19 protein-coding genes are annotated in these 15,012 nt (G+C 34.8%); 17 read left to right on the forward strand and 2 right to left on the reverse strand.

The genetic code is table 11. The features are described 5' to 3' along the window. Positions 1-126: 126 nt before the first annotated feature. The 4 genes from CD30_RS17455 to CD30_RS17470 all read left to right on the forward strand — a co-directional run bounded on the left by CD30_RS17455 (position 127) and on the right by CD30_RS17470 (position 1,936). On the forward strand, positions 127-333 hold the full coding sequence (locus tag CD30_RS17455) for a hypothetical protein (RefSeq protein WP_036179840.1): 207 nt from the start codon (positions 127-129) through the stop codon (positions 331-333). A 46-nt stretch (positions 334-379) separates the two neighbouring features. Then, positions 380-607: a hypothetical protein gene (locus CD30_RS17460; RefSeq protein ID WP_036179843.1), complete on the forward strand. Its 228-nt coding sequence runs from the start codon at positions 380-382 to the stop codon at positions 605-607. 109 nt (positions 608-716) lie between these two features. Next, positions 717-1,148, forward strand: a complete 432-nt coding sequence (locus tag CD30_RS17465) for a BrxA/BrxB family bacilliredoxin (RefSeq protein ID WP_036179846.1) — start codon at positions 717-719, stop codon at positions 1,146-1,148. Continuing rightward, a complete protein-coding gene (locus CD30_RS17470; RefSeq protein WP_036179848.1) occupies positions 1,136-1,936 on the forward strand; it encodes a class I SAM-dependent methyltransferase in 801 nt (266 codons plus the stop codon). The genes CD30_RS17465 and CD30_RS17470 overlap by 13 nt, the downstream gene beginning before the upstream one ends. Here CD30_RS17470 and CD30_RS17475 read toward each other — a convergent pair whose 3' ends face one another. Further along, positions 1,937-2,152 (reverse strand): hypothetical protein, encoded by a 216-nt coding sequence (locus CD30_RS17475; RefSeq protein ID WP_036179851.1) that lies wholly within the window; start codon positions 2,150-2,152, stop codon positions 1,937-1,939. 834 nt (positions 2,153-2,986) lie between these two features. Between CD30_RS17475 and CD30_RS17480 the strand changes: the two genes are divergently transcribed. From CD30_RS17480 to CD30_RS17530, 11 genes are all read left to right on the forward strand, one after another. Then, positions 2,987-3,595, forward strand: a complete 609-nt coding sequence (locus CD30_RS17480) for a YpjP family protein (RefSeq protein ID WP_036179853.1) — start codon at positions 2,987-2,989, stop codon at positions 3,593-3,595. A gap of 185 nt (positions 3,596-3,780) precedes the next feature. Next, positions 3,781-4,830, forward strand: a complete 1,050-nt coding sequence (locus tag CD30_RS17485; RefSeq protein ID WP_036179856.1) for an XdhC family protein — start codon at positions 3,781-3,783, stop codon at positions 4,828-4,830. Beyond that, on the forward strand, positions 4,823-5,428 hold the full coding sequence (locus CD30_RS17490; RefSeq protein ID WP_036179859.1) for a nucleotidyltransferase family protein: 606 nt from the start codon (positions 4,823-4,825) through the stop codon (positions 5,426-5,428). The genes CD30_RS17485 and CD30_RS17490 overlap by 8 nt, the downstream gene beginning before the upstream one ends. Positions 5,429-5,437: 9 nt before the next feature. Beyond that, positions 5,438-6,451, forward strand: a complete 1,014-nt coding sequence (moaA, locus tag CD30_RS17495; RefSeq protein ID WP_036179862.1) for a GTP 3',8-cyclase MoaA — start codon at positions 5,438-5,440, stop codon at positions 6,449-6,451. Positions 6,452-6,468: 17 nt separating this feature from the next. Next, positions 6,469-7,251 (forward strand): molybdate ABC transporter substrate-binding protein, encoded by a 783-nt coding sequence (gene modA, locus CD30_RS17500; protein ID WP_036179865.1) that lies wholly within the window; start codon positions 6,469-6,471, stop codon positions 7,249-7,251. Between the two features lie 10 nt (positions 7,252-7,261). Then, on the forward strand, positions 7,262-7,918 hold the full coding sequence (modB, locus tag CD30_RS17505) for a molybdate ABC transporter permease subunit (RefSeq protein WP_036179867.1): 657 nt from the start codon (positions 7,262-7,264) through the stop codon (positions 7,916-7,918). Positions 7,919-7,930: 12 nt separating this feature from the next. Next, a complete protein-coding gene (locus CD30_RS17510) occupies positions 7,931-8,947 on the forward strand; it encodes a MoeB/ThiF family adenylyltransferase (RefSeq protein WP_036179869.1) in 1,017 nt (338 codons plus the stop codon). Between the two features lie 11 nt (positions 8,948-8,958). Further along, positions 8,959-10,242 carry a molybdopterin molybdotransferase MoeA gene (locus tag CD30_RS17515; RefSeq protein WP_036179872.1) on the forward strand — a complete coding sequence of 428 codons (1,284 nt, stop codon included), beginning with the start codon at positions 8,959-8,961 and terminating at the stop codon, positions 10,240-10,242. Positions 10,243-10,252: 10 nt separating this feature from the next. Next, on the forward strand, positions 10,253-10,699 hold the full coding sequence (locus CD30_RS17520; RefSeq protein WP_036179875.1) for a molybdenum cofactor biosynthesis protein MoaE: 447 nt from the start codon (positions 10,253-10,255) through the stop codon (positions 10,697-10,699). A gap of 13 nt (positions 10,700-10,712) precedes the next feature. After that, on the forward strand, positions 10,713-10,946 hold the full coding sequence (gene moaD, locus CD30_RS17525) for a molybdopterin converting factor subunit 1 (RefSeq protein ID WP_036179877.1): 234 nt from the start codon (positions 10,713-10,715) through the stop codon (positions 10,944-10,946). Between the two features lie 35 nt (positions 10,947-10,981). Beyond that, complete coding sequence (locus tag CD30_RS17530) at positions 10,982-11,485, forward strand: MogA/MoaB family molybdenum cofactor biosynthesis protein (protein ID WP_036179879.1); 504 nt, start codon at positions 10,982-10,984, stop codon at positions 11,483-11,485. Positions 11,486-11,495: 10 nt separating this feature from the next. On the opposite strand, the gene moaC is transcribed toward CD30_RS17530, so the two are convergent. Beyond that, entirely contained in the window at positions 11,496-11,978 is a 483-nt protein-coding gene (moaC, locus tag CD30_RS17535) for a cyclic pyranopterin monophosphate synthase MoaC (protein ID WP_036179882.1), read from the reverse strand. A 256-nt stretch (positions 11,979-12,234) separates the two neighbouring features. Between moaC and CD30_RS17540 the strand changes: the two genes are divergently transcribed. Both CD30_RS17540 and pucD read left to right on the forward strand, forming a co-directional pair. After that, the gene (locus CD30_RS17540; RefSeq protein WP_036179885.1) at positions 12,235-13,149 is read left to right on the forward strand and encodes an FAD binding domain-containing protein; all 915 of its coding nucleotides are present in this window, start codon (positions 12,235-12,237) and stop codon (positions 13,147-13,149) included. After that, the coding region (gene pucD, locus CD30_RS17545) for a xanthine dehydrogenase subunit D (RefSeq protein ID WP_036179888.1) at positions 13,139-15,012 on the forward strand (1,874 nt) is incomplete at its 3' end. The genes CD30_RS17540 and pucD, both read left to right, overlap by 11 nt.

Genomic DNA, 15,012 nt, shown 5'->3' on the forward strand with positions numbered 1-15,012 from the left:
CGAATAATTATGCTTGGGTCGTGCAAAAGACGCGTTAGCGTTTTTGTTCCTTTAGGTTTCTGTATGTAGTCTATATAATGGGAATTATATGAACTATTTCGATAAAATAATAGTAGGAGAATGTAGATGAATATCGTTTTTGTATTAACATCAACAGGTCAAGAGTTATTAGAGATGGAGTCACTTGACGTAGCCGGATTACTCGCTGCTGTGAAGGGTGAAAATGTTACATTTCCCTTTGGCAGCTATAAATATGATTTCCATACTTTAGATCATTATTTAGAAAATGAAGTTTATCGCCAAGAGCTTGTCATTTATCTGAAGGAAGAATAATTCGAAATTAATCATGTGTATATTGAACACGAATTGAGGTTTTACTTTGTTACAATTATTTTTATTTGGGATTGTCGCATACGTCATTCTCTATTTTTTAGCAAAACTAAGAATTTTCCCAGCTATAACTGCTGTATTCCCATTCATTAATTTTGTATTACTTACAATAGTAGTCATTTTCATAGTCATTAAATCCGGTTTAATACGTGCCATCGCAATGATAATTGGAGTAATTGTTACTTTAATAAAGGATGCGTTTAGTACGTTATTTTAGCTAGAAAGTGGTTTGAAATTCGAAAAAATCCGAAAGCCAACTTTCTGTAATTTTCCAAAAAGTATTGATATAATAAGCTTTGTGAATAAATATGAAAGAAGGCGAAATCATGAACGCTTACGATGAATATATGAAAGGTATCGTCCAACCGATGCGACAAGAATTAGTAGAGGCTGGTTTTACTGAGTTAAAAACTGCTGATGAAGTTAATGAATTTATGGCAACTACAAAAGGTGTTGCATTAGTAGTAATTAACTCTGTATGCGGCTGTGCAGCGGGACTTGCTAGACCTGCTGTTCGTGAAGCGATTAAAGAAGTGAAACCTGACCATTTAGTAACAGTATTTGCAGGGCAAGATCGTGAAGCAACTGAAGCGATGCGCGGGTTTTTTGAGGAAATTCCTCCAAGCTCACCTTCTATTGCAATTTTAAGAGATGGTCAATTAGAATATTTTATCCCACGTGATCAAATTGAAGGTTACCCTGTAGAACAAATTACAGATCATTTAGCTGGTGTTTTAAAACAAGCATGCGGACAATAACAGTAGTTACAACAGCCGGTAGACCAGATGACGCATCATTAAAGCTTGCTCAAAAAGTTTGTGATGAACTAGGTTTACCCTTTGAACCAAGAAAAAAGCGTTCAGTAGCCAAAATAAGTGAGCTACTGAACGCAAATGTCATTGTTGCAGGAAAAAATCGATTTGAATACTATACCAAAGGGTCGACCACACCATTCTTTTTTCATCCCAATTCAGCGTCCTTTCGTTTGAAAAGAGTTGCAAAAGGAGAGGACGACCCTTTTTTAATTGCGTGTCAGTTACATAAAGGGGATTCATTTTTAGATTGTACGTTAGGTTTAGGATCTGACGCAATGTTGGCGGCTTTTGTTGTTGGACATGATGGAAAGGTAGTGGGGCTGGAAGAAAATTCGAACGTAGCCTTTATCGTTTCCACTGGTATGAAAGAATATGACACAACAGAAGTCCCACTTACCACCTGCATGAGAAATATAAAAGTGATCCAAACTGAGGCAATCGATTATTTATGTAATCAAAAGGATTGTTCTTTTGATGTAGTCTATATGGACCCAATGTTTAACGAAATTATAGAGGAGTCGAATAATTTTGAACCTCTACGGGAAGCAGGTAGTCATATTACATTAACTAAAGAATGGGTCCAAGAAGCACTTCGTGTTGCGAAAAAAAGAGTCGTGTTAAAAGCTCATTATAAATCTACTTATTTTGAAGAATTCGGCTTCAAAAGAGAGATACGTTTAACTTCGAAATTTCATTATGGTGTCATAGAAAAAAACGATTGTTTCAAATAACTATCGTTTTTTCTTTTTGTCATCAATTACTACTTGTTTTTTCACCACTTTTTCGAACTCTACATAAACATCGATTTTCCGTTCATCAATTTGATCTACTTTTATAACTGTTCCTTTTCTCCCTTTCACAGTAATCTTCTCATCCACTGATGGTAAAATAGTAGTTAATTTACTCATGACCAAAGCGCTTTTTTCATAAAAAGTAACAATATACATAGACGTTCCTCCTATAAGTTCAATTTGTTAAATTTTATGATTCAATAGCGAATATATAACTATTAATCTTATAAAGTAGTATTTAATTTAATGAAAGTTTTAAAAAGGATTTAAATTCGTTCAATTCTATTGCGGGTTTTTTGTTTGTTTTTGATATAGTTAGATGAATTCGGTATTTAAACTAAAATATCTAGTCTGAAAATCTTAAAAGGAGATTAAGATGACTATTTAAACCAAATGAAGAGACTGATTAAAACCCTTATAATACGCCACTTTTACTTTTTCCTATTTTTATGTTAAACTAAAGACGTGCTATTTTAGGTAGCATATAAATAAATTGGCGTTTCGCTGATGTTTTTGAATATACTTATTCACACTGGCGCAAGTAAAGGCTTGCAAGGATGCAAAAGTAGGTTGGGTTTGCATTGCTTAAGTTAGAAAGCGTAGTGGAATTTTACCGCGGTTATGTAATGTATGAGAGTGCATTTTTTATAAAATTCCCCTGATGATAGGGTTGAGACATTTTATTTATAAGCTTACCTATGAAATACTAAAGGGGTACTCGATAAAACGAGTACCCCTTGTCTAATATTTTTGATTGTAATTTAGCTTCTAGCTGTAAAGCATAATGAAGTTAAGTAAACGATTAATAAAATAAAACCAAAACCTGCAGCGATTTCATATAATTCCATCACAGAAGACCTCCCTTAAAAACAAATGGATTTTCAAATATTATTTTACAATGAATTATTAAAAGATGAAACCTTTTCATGGTAAAATCGTAAGTGTAAATAGATGAATTTTCTAAAAAGTAGAGATAGAAGGGTTTAGCTTATGAAAAAATGGATGCAAAAGTTAATCGTAATTACCGTAGCACTTGTTACATTTGGTATCATCTCTCCTAATCATGAAATATGGGAGATTCTAGATAATGACCAATCTTCTAGTTCTAACAATGGTGATTATCAAACGCTCACGAAAAATGTAGATTATAAAGATAGTCTTACCGAAGAGCTTGAAGAGCATTCAACATTTTTAGAAGAACCAAGTATTAACTCAATTCTATTAACTGCAAAAGAACAATCGTACATGAAATTTGGATCGAAAATTTCTCCAGTAATTGGAGAAGAGTTTGAGGCTAGAATATTACCTAAAATCGAAGAAGTAATACAAGTGACATTAGCACGTCAGCATGACGAAAAGATACCATACATAAAAATTTCAAATCATCCAAGTGGAAATTATAGTGAAAAGATTTTTCATCTCTCAGATGGCTACACGGGAGTGGATCTTTTAAGATTCCATGTTCGTACAGAAAAAAGACCTGTGGAAGGATATTATTACAATTTCCACTACCATACAGTAGAAGATCAATATGTAAAACATCATAATATTGGTGACATTTACTATTCGAAAAACACTCCACCAAAATGGTTATCTTAAACATTTGTACTCAAAATTTAAAAATTTATGACTACTACAAGTAAAAATGTAGTAGTCTTTTTATTTTCAGAACTATCTATTGACTAATAATTTTGAATTTTGGTAATATAATGAAAAGTTTTTAGAAAAGTAAAAAATCATTAAAAGAGGGTAAAGGATACATTGATGGGGAGGAGGCGAATTCATTGTCGAGATTATTGGAATTTAAAGAGCTTTTTCACCAAATGAAATTGGCGTGGGTGCGAAATGAAGAAACCGTCCTAGTCATTCTTGCTGATGTAAAAGGAAGTGCTTATCGATTACCGGGAACAAAAATGATGATGACTTCTGCTGGTAATATGTACGGAACGATTAGTGGAGGTTGTTTAGAAGCAGACTTATACGAATGGGCGAAAGTTGTTTTTGATACGAAAACACCAATTACCCACCGTTATGATTTAAGTGAAAATGAAATTTGGAGCTTAGGCATCGGATGTAAAGGTGACTTAGAGTTTATTTTCCTCCCAATCAATCCTCAAAATACTACGTGGTTAGAAATTGACCAATTATTACAAAAAGAGCAGCCCTTTACACTCATAGTTGATATGAGCAATGGAGATACTGCTGCGTTCGATCGTAAAGAAAATAATTTATCTAATCAAATCGATTTTCCAATTGAAGTAATTGAAAAAACAATTCAAGAGTTTCCAAACCAAACAAGGGCTCAAATCTTTTCAATCAATCAATCTCGTTATTTCGTTGATGTTGTAAAAGAAAGTGAGAAGTTAATTATCGTTGGTGCTGGGAAGGATGCAATACCTGTTGCCAATTTAGCTTATAAATCTGGATTTGCAGTGACAATCCTTGATAGCCGCAAACAGTTTAATAATAAACAGACTTTCCCGAACGCTACCCATATTACAGAAGAAATTGAGAGTGTTGATTCAAGCCGTTTTATTGAATCATGGTGGTTGATTATGAATCATCATCAAGATAAGGATGAAAAGAGCTTGCAATTGGCGATTGAAAGTCAGCCTCGCTATATTGGTGTGCTAGGCCCAACCTATCGGACAAATGAAATGTTAAGAAATATTGGGTATCAATTAGAAAGTGGACCTATTTTTTCACCAGTTGGATTAGATATTGGTGCAGAGACAATTGATGAAGTTGCAATTAGTATCGTTTCTGAGCTTCTGAGCATTCGTTCAGGTAAAACAGCAAAGTCATTACATGGGAAGGCGAAAATTCATGGTTAAAGTCGGTAGTATTATTTTAGCAGCAGGGTTGTCAAAAAGAATGAGGAAACCGAAATTGTTAATGGACTTTCATGGAGAACCAGTTATTTCATATCCCGTTCGATTGGCTACTAAGCAGTATTTATATCCAATTATTCTAGTTGCTGGACAATATATTCAACAAATGAAAGAGCGACTATCATCCTATGAAAACATTACTTATATTTATAATTCGCAATTTGAACTAGGGATGTCAACGTCCTTAAAACTAGGCATTCAGTCGATTGCAAAGGATGTGGATGGAGTTTTAATTTTCTTAGGTGATCAGCCATGTCTAACCAATGAAGTGATCGAATCGATATTAATGGAGTTTAAAGCGAATAGAGGAGCTGGAATTAAAATTGTTCGACCTAGATATGCTGGAAAGGAAGGCCATCCTATCTTATTTCATAAAGACTTATTTCATGAATTCCAATTACTTGAAGGGGATGAAGGTGGAAAGAGCATTTTAAAAAAATATAAGGATGCCATTCAATATATCGATTTTTCAATAGATTATTGGGGACGTGATATTGATACAGAGGAGGATTATCGAAATTTATTACATCAAAGGAAGTGACATAAAAATATGAAAATAGTCGATAGGATGAATCGTTCGCTTCGGGATTTAAGAATATCTGTAATGGATCGTTGTAATCTTCGCTGCACCTACTGTATGCCAAAGGAAATATTTGGGCCGAATTATACTTTTCTTCCTAATGACAAACTATTAACTTTCGAAGAGATTGAACGAATAGTTTCTATTTTTACAAGTTTAGGTGTTGAAAAAATTCGTTTAACTGGTGGCGAGCCATTACTTCGAAAGGAATTACCTACATTAATTCAACGGCTTCTAAATATCTCAGGTGTTAAGGACTTATCCTTAACCACAAACGGGGTTCATTTAGGGATGCTGGCAAAACAACTGAAGGAATCGGGTTTACAAAGAATCAATATAAGTCTAGATAGCTTAAATCCAGATATATATGGAAAAATGAACGGAAAAAACTTTCCAGTATCACGTGTTTTACATTCTATTGAAGAAGCTGCTTCAGTTGGACTAAAAATAAAGATTAATATGGTCGTTCAAAATGGTATCAATGATTTGGAAATAATACCGATGGCAAAATATTGTCTCGACAAAGGATATACATTGCGTTTTATTGAATTTATGGATGTTGGAAATACGAACGGATGGAAATTTGATCAAGTGTATCCGAATAAAAAAATATTAGAGACTTTACAGCAACTGATGCCTCTTGAACCGGTAGAACCTGATTATCGAGGGGAGGTAGCAAAACGTTACCGCTATAAAGGAACAAATCAAGAGGTTGGGTTTATTTCATCTGTCACTCATGCATTTTGTACGGATTGTAACCGTGCAAGAATATCGGCTGATGGAAAATTGTTTACATGTTTATTTGCCTCAAATGGCTTTGACATTCAGTCCTTGTTAAGAGATGAAAAACTAAACGATGAGGATATTAAAAGCGAATTGTACAACATTTGGAACAACCGAACAGATCGCTATTCAGAAATTCGAAATGAAGTTAGTAAACTCTCAAATAAGAAAAAAATTGAAATGTCATATATTGGTGGCTAACGTCTGGAGCTGAGTAAATGAAGATGTTAAAATTCGTACTCTTTATATTGTTATTATCTTTTGTCCTAAGCGGATGTTCAACTTCGCCCACTAATTCCAATTCAGATAAAAAAGTAATACTTGTTTCAGCAGCTTCAAGCTTGAAGGATGTATTAGAAGAAATAGTAGTAGATTTTCAAACGAAGCATAAAGAAATTGAAGTGAAATTTAATTTTGCTGCTTCTGGAACTTTAAAGCAACAAATTGAACAAGGTGCACCAGTAGATATTTTTATTTCAGCTTCCGTTGATAAATTTGAGGAATTAAAGGATCAATCATATATTGAAGACCAAATACAGTTAGTTTCAAATGAATTAGTATTAATCACTTCTACAAATAATCAAAACGTTAATCAAATACAAGAGATACGTAATATTAAGGGGAATGGATTCGAGAAGATTTCTATCGGAACACCATCAATTGTTCCAGCAGGTGCATATGCTGAGCAGGCTTTAACGAATTTAGGGATATTTGATGATATTCGAGAAAAAATCGTTTATGCAAAAGACGTAAGACAGGTTCTTACTTATGTTGAGACGGAAAATGTCCAAGCAGGTTTTGTTTATAAAACAGATGCTATCATTTCCGAAAAAGTGAAAGTTATTGGGAATGTGGATTCTGAATATCATGATCCCATTAACTATCCAGCAGGACTTCTAAAGGATTCAAAATATCCAGAGGAATCAAAGCTCTTTTTACAATATTTAAATAGCGAACCTGTAAATTCAATTTGGATTAAGTATGGTTTTTCTAAGAATTGAGGATTTTATCATGCTAGAGACATTTTTTGAATCGATTAAACTTTCGATTACCATTACGCTAGTGGCCGGATGTATCGTCCTTTTAACTGGAACTCTACTAGGCTATCTATTTGCGAAAAAAAACTTTCGAGGAAAAATTCTATTCGAAACCATCTTCATGCTTCCACTTGTATTACCTCCCTCTGTAATAGGCTTTTTGTTAATCGTAATTTTTGGAAACCAAAGCTATATCGGATTATTTTTTAAAACATTATTCGGTCAATCGATTATTTTCACCTGGTATGCTGCTGTAATTGCGGCAGTAATCGTTGCTTTTCCGTTAATGTTTCAAACTGCAAAAGCTGGTTTTAAAGGAGTGAGTAAAAAATTTGAAGAGGCTGCAAAGGATTTGGGAGCTTCTAAATATCAGGTGTTTACTCGAGTTTGTATACCATTAGCAAAGCGTTCATTAATTGCAGGGGGTATTTTAAGTAGTGCAAGAGCTTTAGGTGAATTTGGTGCAACCTTGATGTTTGCTGGAAATATCCCAGGAGTAACTCAAACGGTACCAACGGCAATATATATGGCGATTGATAGTGGGGATATGCTTTTAGCTTGGGCATGGGTAATTTCCATTATGCTTTTATCCTTTTTCTTACTTTTATTTGTACGATCCAAAGAAAATTAGTGAGGTAATTTTATGGACAACAGGTATTCACGTCAAGAAATGTTTAACTGTATTGGTATTGAAGGGCAGCGTAACATTCGTCAAAAACATGTATTAATTGTTGGAGTAGGTGCATTAGGTAGCTCTAGCGCTGAAATGCTTGTACGATCAGGTGTAGGGAAAATAACGCTTATTGATCGGGATTATGTTGAATGGAGTAATTTACAAAGACAGCAACTATATTGCGAAGAAGATGTGATAGATCAATTACCTAAAGCGATTGCGGCAAAGAGACGGTTAAATGAAATTAATCATGAAGTAGAAATCGACGCTTATGTATATGAAGCAACGTTTGAAAATTTAGAGCCACTCATAAAGGACGTAGACGTTATTGTTGATGGCACTGATAATTTTGATATTCGCTTTTTGTTGAACGATATATCGCAGAAATATAAAATACCCTTTATTTTTGGTGCGTGTGTTGGAAGCTATGGTTCTACTTTTACAATCATTCCTGACAAAACCGCATGCTTACATTGTATTTTAGAAAAAATCCCATTAACAGGAGCCACATGTGATTTAGTTGGGGTCATAAGTCCGATTGTTCAAATGATCGCATCTTATCAAGTTGCCGAATGTTTAAAACTATTAGTAGAAGATTCAGAAGCATTACGATCGACTTATTTAGCAATCGACTTATGGAAAAATCAGTTTGTCTCGATAAATTTGAAAAAAGCCAAAAATAATAATTGTTTGTCCTGTGGTGTAGTACCGACTTTTCCTTTTCTTCAATATGAAGCTAATATGAAAACGACTATATTATGTGGAAGAGATACTGTTCAAATAAGACCATCCCAGCATCACGACATAAATTTTGATTCGATAGAAAAAGAGTTAAAGAAGCGTGGGTCAGTAAAAAGAAATCCTTTTTTAATCACATGTGATCTTTCGCCATATCGGTTGGTACTATTCCAGGATGGCAGAGCCCTAATCCATGGTACAAATGATGTCGAACAAGCTAAATCCTTATATTATAGTTTACTAGGTTAAGAGGTGTTGATATGTTACAGGAAAGAACTGCAATACCAATTTATGAAGCTATTACAAAGGTGTTGGATACTCAAGCCCAACAACTATCTTCTGAAAAAATACCGTTAAAACAATCAACAGGTCGTTTTTTAGCTTTTGATTTAATTGCCACTCAAGACGTACCAGCATTTAATCGATCTTTATACGACGGATATGCAATTAAAGCTGAAAATACAGAAAATGCAGCTCCAGAAAACCCCATCTTTTTGGAAGTTGTAGGTGAAATCGGAGCAGGCCAAGTATTTACAGAAAAAGTCGGGAATAATCAAGCAGTTAGAATTATGACAGGTGCTCAGGTGCCAAATGATTGTAACGCTGTCATCATGCTTGAGCATGTGAAAGAAATGTGTACCGAAATGAAAACAATATCGATAGACCGAACAATTCCAATTGGTGATCGTGTGTTTCATAAAGGGGAAGAAATACGAGAAGGTGCAAAATTAGTTAAAAGAGGCGAAATGATAACTCCAGGGATTATTGGACTTCTTGCAACGTTTGGCTACAGTGAAATCGAAGTGATAAAAAAGCCGAAAATTGGTATTCTTGCCACAGGTAGCGAGCTATTGGATGTACATGAACCTCTTATACCAGGGAAAATACGAAATAGTAACGCCTATATGCTATATTCCCAAGTGATTGGAGCGGGAGGAGAAGCGATCTATTTAGGAAAGCTAGAAGATAATATCGAGGAAAGTATTCAAGCGATCAAAAATGTTTTACCTGAAATGGATGCGCTAATTACGACTGGTGGGGTATCTGTAGGTGATTTTGATTATTTACCTGAAATTTATAAACAGTTAGGGGCAACGGTACTATTTAATAAAATAAAAATGCGACCAGGTAGTGTTACAACAGTTGCAAAATTAGGAAATAAAATGCTGTTTGGATTATCTGGGAACCCTTCTGCAAGCTTTATAGGCTTTGAGCTTTTTGTTCGACCAACGATACGGCGCTCCTTAGGAAATTCAAATCCACATTTACTATCATGTAAAGGAATTTTGGCAGATGACGAATTAAGGTCCACTGATTTTACACAGCTTATTAGAGCGAAATATTATATGAAGGATGCAAATATATTTGTCACATCCAATGGGCTAAATATGTCCAGTTCCATTTCATCCATCGCAGGAGCCGAAGCGATAATGATAATAGATCCAGAAATACGCACATATAGAAAAGGTGACGAAGTTCAAATTCTACTATTATCTGAAAATAAGGGACAGCAGGAATCTGTCTTCAGTCAAATAAAACTTTAGGAGTGACTTCATGCCAAATCAATTATATAAGGTTATAGAAAATCCAATCCAAACAGAAGAAGTTATTCGGAAAGTAGAATCTCGAAATGCGGGTGCTATAACGGTTTTTATCGGTACTGTTCGAGAAATGACCAATGGAAAAAGAACATTATATTTAGAATATCAAGCTTATAAAACGATGGCTGAAAAAAAATTAAATGAAATTGGAAATGAAATAGAAAACAAGTGGCCAAATACAAAAGTCGCTATCACCCATCGAATTGGGCGACTAGAAATATCGGACATCGCAGTAGTAATCGCCATTTCGTCACCCCATCGAAATGTTGCCTATGAAGCAAACCGATATGCGATCGAAAGGATTAAAGAGATGGTCCCAATATGGAAAAAAGAAGTTTGGGAGGATGGGGAGATGTGGATTGGTGACCAACTGCAAAAAACGCGTTTAAATAAAAGTTAAAGAAGGTGTTTTTATGATTAAATTACTGTTTTTTGCCCAGCTTCAGGAGGAAATTGGTCATCATTCCTTTGAAATTGAGGATGCCAACTATACAGTTCAACAGTTAAAGGAATACGTACTTAAAGAATATCCAATGGTTAATTTGCAGCATGCGATGGTTGCAATAAACGAACAATTTTCTTCGGATAAGGATCTGGTACACGATGGAGATATTGTTGCCTTTCTTCCGCCAGTTAGTGGTGGATAATAATATTATGTTAATTAAGGATTTGAGGGAATTTTATGAATTTTCATCATCATAAAAATGATATGAACAAAATCAATATTATGGTACTGACAATCAGTGATACTCGGGATAAAGAAACAGATAAAAGTGGTCAACTAATAATTGACCTACTAAAAAATACAAACTATCGATTATCCATTTATCAAATAGTACGCGATGAAAAAGAAGTAATTAAAAATACGATAATAGAGGGATGTGAAGATTCTAAAATTGATGTCATTATTACGAATGGAGGGACTGGTCTTTCTAAAAGAGATGTTACCTTTGAAACGTTAAATGAAATCTATGAAAAGCCAATCCTAGGCTATGGAGAATTGTTTCGTTTTTTAAGCTATCAGGAAATAGGATCAGCAGCTATGTTATCAAGAGCTTGTGCTGGAATTGTTAAAAATACTGTTATCTTTTCTACTCCTGGTTCTACGAATGCAGTAAAACTTGCAATGGAAAAACTGATATTACCCGAGATCCAGCATATTGTTTCAGAAATACGAAAGGATTGAAAAATACTGTTCAATCCCTTTCGTATGTTCCGCTTTTTCCACCAGTTTTTTTCATTAACATAGTAGGGCCAATCACCATGTTTTTATCTACTGCTTTACACATATCATAAACAGTAAGTGCTGTAACTGAAACAGCTGTTAATGCCTCCATTTCTACCCCGGTAGAACCTTTTGTTTTTACTTCTCCTTCGATGCATAGCTCGTATTGATCTTCAACTATTTTCCATCGAAATGTTATATTCACACTTGTTAAAGCAATAGAGTGGCACATTGGGATCAGGTTTGATGTTTGTTTTGCAGCCATAATACCTGAAACCTGTGCTACTGATAACACATCACCTTTTTTATTTGTCCCACCTGTAATTTCATGATAAATATCTTCAGATACAAAAATGGATGTTTTAGCGAATGCTGTACGAATTGTGTCATTCTTTTCGGAAATATCAACCATTTTTGCTCTTCCTTGGCTATTAAAATGTGTAAGTTTTGACATTTAAATCCTCCAATCAATTTAATCAAAAGTAATAAATGTTATATTTATTTACGTGATTGCGTAATTTATTCGCTGTATTTAGTTATTTTAACTAAAAACGAACGATTAAATTTCCAAATTTGTTGGTGACAAGAAAAAAATTCCTTGTTAATATGTTACATAATATAACATAAAAAGATTGTATATTCATTACTTACTCTACTTTACATCATTTTATTATAAATTCGATTTAACAATTGAATAAGGAGGAAGCATGATGTCTATTCAACCGAATGTATCAAATTTAAAACCTCCAGTAATCTGGATGCCTAAAAGTATCGAAAAGGTAATTGAGCTAAAACATCAATTTGGCTCAAATGCTAGCTTTGTCTCAGGTGCTACACTTCTTCAACTTCAATGGCAAAATGGCCATATACTCCCACATCATTTGCTCAGTCTTGAAAATATTCCAACATTAAAAGAAATGAAAATGGATGTAGAAAAAAAACATGTCTCCATTGGTTCAATGGTGACATTAGCTCAATGTAGATTTGAACCATTGTTTAAAAAGTCACTCCCAATTCTATTTGAAGCTGTTAAAACTATTGCAGCTCCTGCGGTTCGAAATAGGGCAACTATAGGCGGAAACATTATGGGGGGAGTAGGAGATTTAATCCCTCTTCTCATTACATTAAATGCAAAATTAGTAATAAGTGAGAATCGAACTATAAAAACGATTGAACTGTATGAATGGGTTCAAAGGAAAGAAGAATTTAATCAACCACTACTTATCGAAATTTTAATTCCTTATGAAGAAATGGATGGGTTATCCTCAGTATTTTATAAAAAAATTGGTAGAAGAGAAACATTCACCGCTGCCATCATAACAGTTTCAGGAAAAATAAAATGGGATCCTAATGGAAAAATCTATAATGCGAATTTAGCGATTGGTGGTGGAGATAATAACCCTGCATTGCTGCAAAAAACAATGGGTGAACTAATTGGAAAATCAATGGAAGATATTGATTGGAAAAAAGTATACGCCTCTTTATTAAGTGAAATTCTTCCTACAGAAGATGTTTTTGTTTCAGGGAAGTACCGAAAAAAAGCTGCAGCAAACATTATTGTAGCAGAGCTTCAAAACAGCGTGGGGATATATGGCACTAGAGAGGAGCAAGTACATGAAATATAGTGTAGATCCTAAACGAGTTAGACCTGATGGATATTCGAAGGTTTCCGGGACTTTAAAATATTTAACGGATTTATCATTTCCAAATATGTTATTTGGAAAAGTATTAAGAAGTACCTATCCTCATGCACGTATTCTTTCAATTAACACAGAAAAGGCTGAAAAGTTAACTGGTGTTCACGCGGTTTTAACATATAAAGATGTTCCTGGCATGAATCGCTTTGGCATTATCATTCCAGATCAGCCTGTCTTTTGTGAAGATAAAGTTCGCTATGTAGGTGATGCCATAGCAGCAGTAGCTGCTGAATCAGTAGAAATTGCAAATGAAGCCATTAAGCTTATCGAAGTAAGCTATGAGCCGTTACCGATAATTGATTCACCAGAAAAGGGACTTGATTCCAATGCACCTAAACTTCATCCGGGAGGAAACATTGCTCATCGGTCTGAATATCAAAATGGTGATGTTCTTAAAGCGTTTGAACAATGTGATGTCATTGTAGAAGAGAGCTATGAGCTACCAAGACAATTACATGCTTATATGGAAACTGAAGGTGGTGTTGTCGTTCCTGAAAAAAGTGGTGGAATTACGGTATATGCAGCAACGCAGCACGGTTTTCGAGATCGATTTCAGCTTTCAAGAATACTCGGTATCCCTGAAGGTATGATTCGTATCATATCAAGTCCTATAGGTGGCTCCTTTGGTGGTAAAGACGAATTAAATATTCAACCCTATGGTGCGTTGCTTGCATTATCGACAAAACGTCCGGTGAAAATTCACAACACAAGACCTGAATCTGTAAGAACTAGTGTAAAACGTCATCCTATGAAAATCACAATGAAAACCGGTACAGACAAGAATGGAAAAATACTTGCTCATCAAGTAAAAATCGTAGCGGATAAAGGGGCTTATGCTACTTTAGGTCCAGCGGTGTTGGATTTTTCAGTAGAACATGCAGCAGGCCCTTATATCATACCAAATATTGAAACAATAGGAGTTTCTGTTTATACAAATAATGGTGTATCAGGTGAATTTCGAGGCTTTGGTGGAAATCAAATTACTTTTGCTTTAGAGGGGCAACTTGATCGATTGGCAGAAACTTTGAAAATAGATCCTATTGAAATTCGAAGAAAAAATTTAAGAAAGGCGACTGACTTAGGCCCTTTAGGACATCGTATTGCACCGACGGATAGTGCTTCATTAGTGCTCGATGAAATTCAAAAAATCGTAAATCAATCAAAGAAATCTGATAATGCCTCTAAATGGAAACGTACAGGTACGGGCATTGCCATTGCGATGCATGGAGGAGGCTTAGGCTTCGGACGTTTAGATAGTTCTGGAGGAAGACTTTTAATCAATGACGAAGGGAAAATTGAAATTTCCTTTGGATTTGAAGAATGCGGTCAAGGACTTCTATCGGTAATAGAAAACCTAGTAACGCAAGAGATTGGATGTAGCCCACAGGATATAAAAATCGTTATTGGAGATACCGAGGTAGTGCCTTCATCAGGATCATCAACTGCTTCAAGAGGTACGAGTATGGTCTGGCAATCGCTCCAGAAAATGAAAGGCCCCTTTAAGAAAAAAATATGCACACAAGTGTCTAAATTAACTGGCCTTCCAGAAGAAGAACTTTATTTAGGTGTTAATGGTGTTTGGCATCAAGGCAATGACAGTGGGCCATGCATTACATATAAAGAATGTGCAATACAAGTTGAAGACCGAACAGTGGAAACAAGTTTTCATTTTCCGACAACACCTGATGCAGTAAATGGTGGTCATTTTCTATATTCATTCGGTGGCATTAAAGTCGAGGTAGAGGTTGACCTCTTAACAGGAAAAGTGAAAGTGACATCAATAGATCATGT

It is taken from the genome of Ureibacillus massiliensis 4400831 = CIP 108448 = CCUG 49529 (assembly GCF_000772965.1).
Lineage (GTDB): Bacteria > Bacillota > Bacilli > Bacillales_A > Planococcaceae > Ureibacillus > Ureibacillus massiliensis.

Coding starts and splice junctions, on each gene's coding strand:
- CD30_RS17455 (WP_036179840.1), top strand. CDS start 127: ATGAATATCGTTTTTGTATTAACATCAACAGGTCAAGAGTTATTAGAG.
- CD30_RS17465 (WP_036179846.1), top strand. CDS start 717: ATGAACGCTTACGATGAATATATGAAAGGTATCGTCCAACCGATGCGA.
- CD30_RS17470 (WP_036179848.1), top strand. CDS start 1,136: ATGCGGACAATAACAGTAGTTACAACAGCCGGTAGACCAGATGACGCA.
- CD30_RS17475 (WP_036179851.1), bottom strand. CDS start 2,152: ATGTATATTGTTACTTTTTATGAAAAAAGCGCTTTGGTCATGAGTAAA.
- CD30_RS17480 (WP_036179853.1), top strand. CDS start 2,987: ATGAAAAAATGGATGCAAAAGTTAATCGTAATTACCGTAGCACTTGTT.
- CD30_RS17490 (WP_036179859.1), top strand. CDS start 4,823: ATGGTTAAAGTCGGTAGTATTATTTTAGCAGCAGGGTTGTCAAAAAGA.
- moaA (WP_036179862.1), top strand. CDS start 5,438: ATGAAAATAGTCGATAGGATGAATCGTTCGCTTCGGGATTTAAGAATA.
- modA (WP_036179865.1), top strand. CDS start 6,469: ATGAAGATGTTAAAATTCGTACTCTTTATATTGTTATTATCTTTTGTC.
- modB (WP_036179867.1), top strand. CDS start 7,262: ATGCTAGAGACATTTTTTGAATCGATTAAACTTTCGATTACCATTACG.
- CD30_RS17510 (WP_036179869.1), top strand. CDS start 7,931: ATGGACAACAGGTATTCACGTCAAGAAATGTTTAACTGTATTGGTATT.
- CD30_RS17515 (WP_036179872.1), top strand. CDS start 8,959: ATGTTACAGGAAAGAACTGCAATACCAATTTATGAAGCTATTACAAAG.
- CD30_RS17520 (WP_036179875.1), top strand. CDS start 10,253: ATGCCAAATCAATTATATAAGGTTATAGAAAATCCAATCCAAACAGAA.
- moaD (WP_036179877.1), top strand. CDS start 10,713: ATGATTAAATTACTGTTTTTTGCCCAGCTTCAGGAGGAAATTGGTCAT.
- CD30_RS17530 (WP_036179879.1), top strand. CDS start 10,982: ATGAATTTTCATCATCATAAAAATGATATGAACAAAATCAATATTATG.
- moaC (WP_036179882.1), bottom strand. CDS start 11,978: ATGTCAAAACTTACACATTTTAATAGCCAAGGAAGAGCAAAAATGGTT.
- CD30_RS17540 (WP_036179885.1), top strand. CDS start 12,235: ATGTCTATTCAACCGAATGTATCAAATTTAAAACCTCCAGTAATCTGG.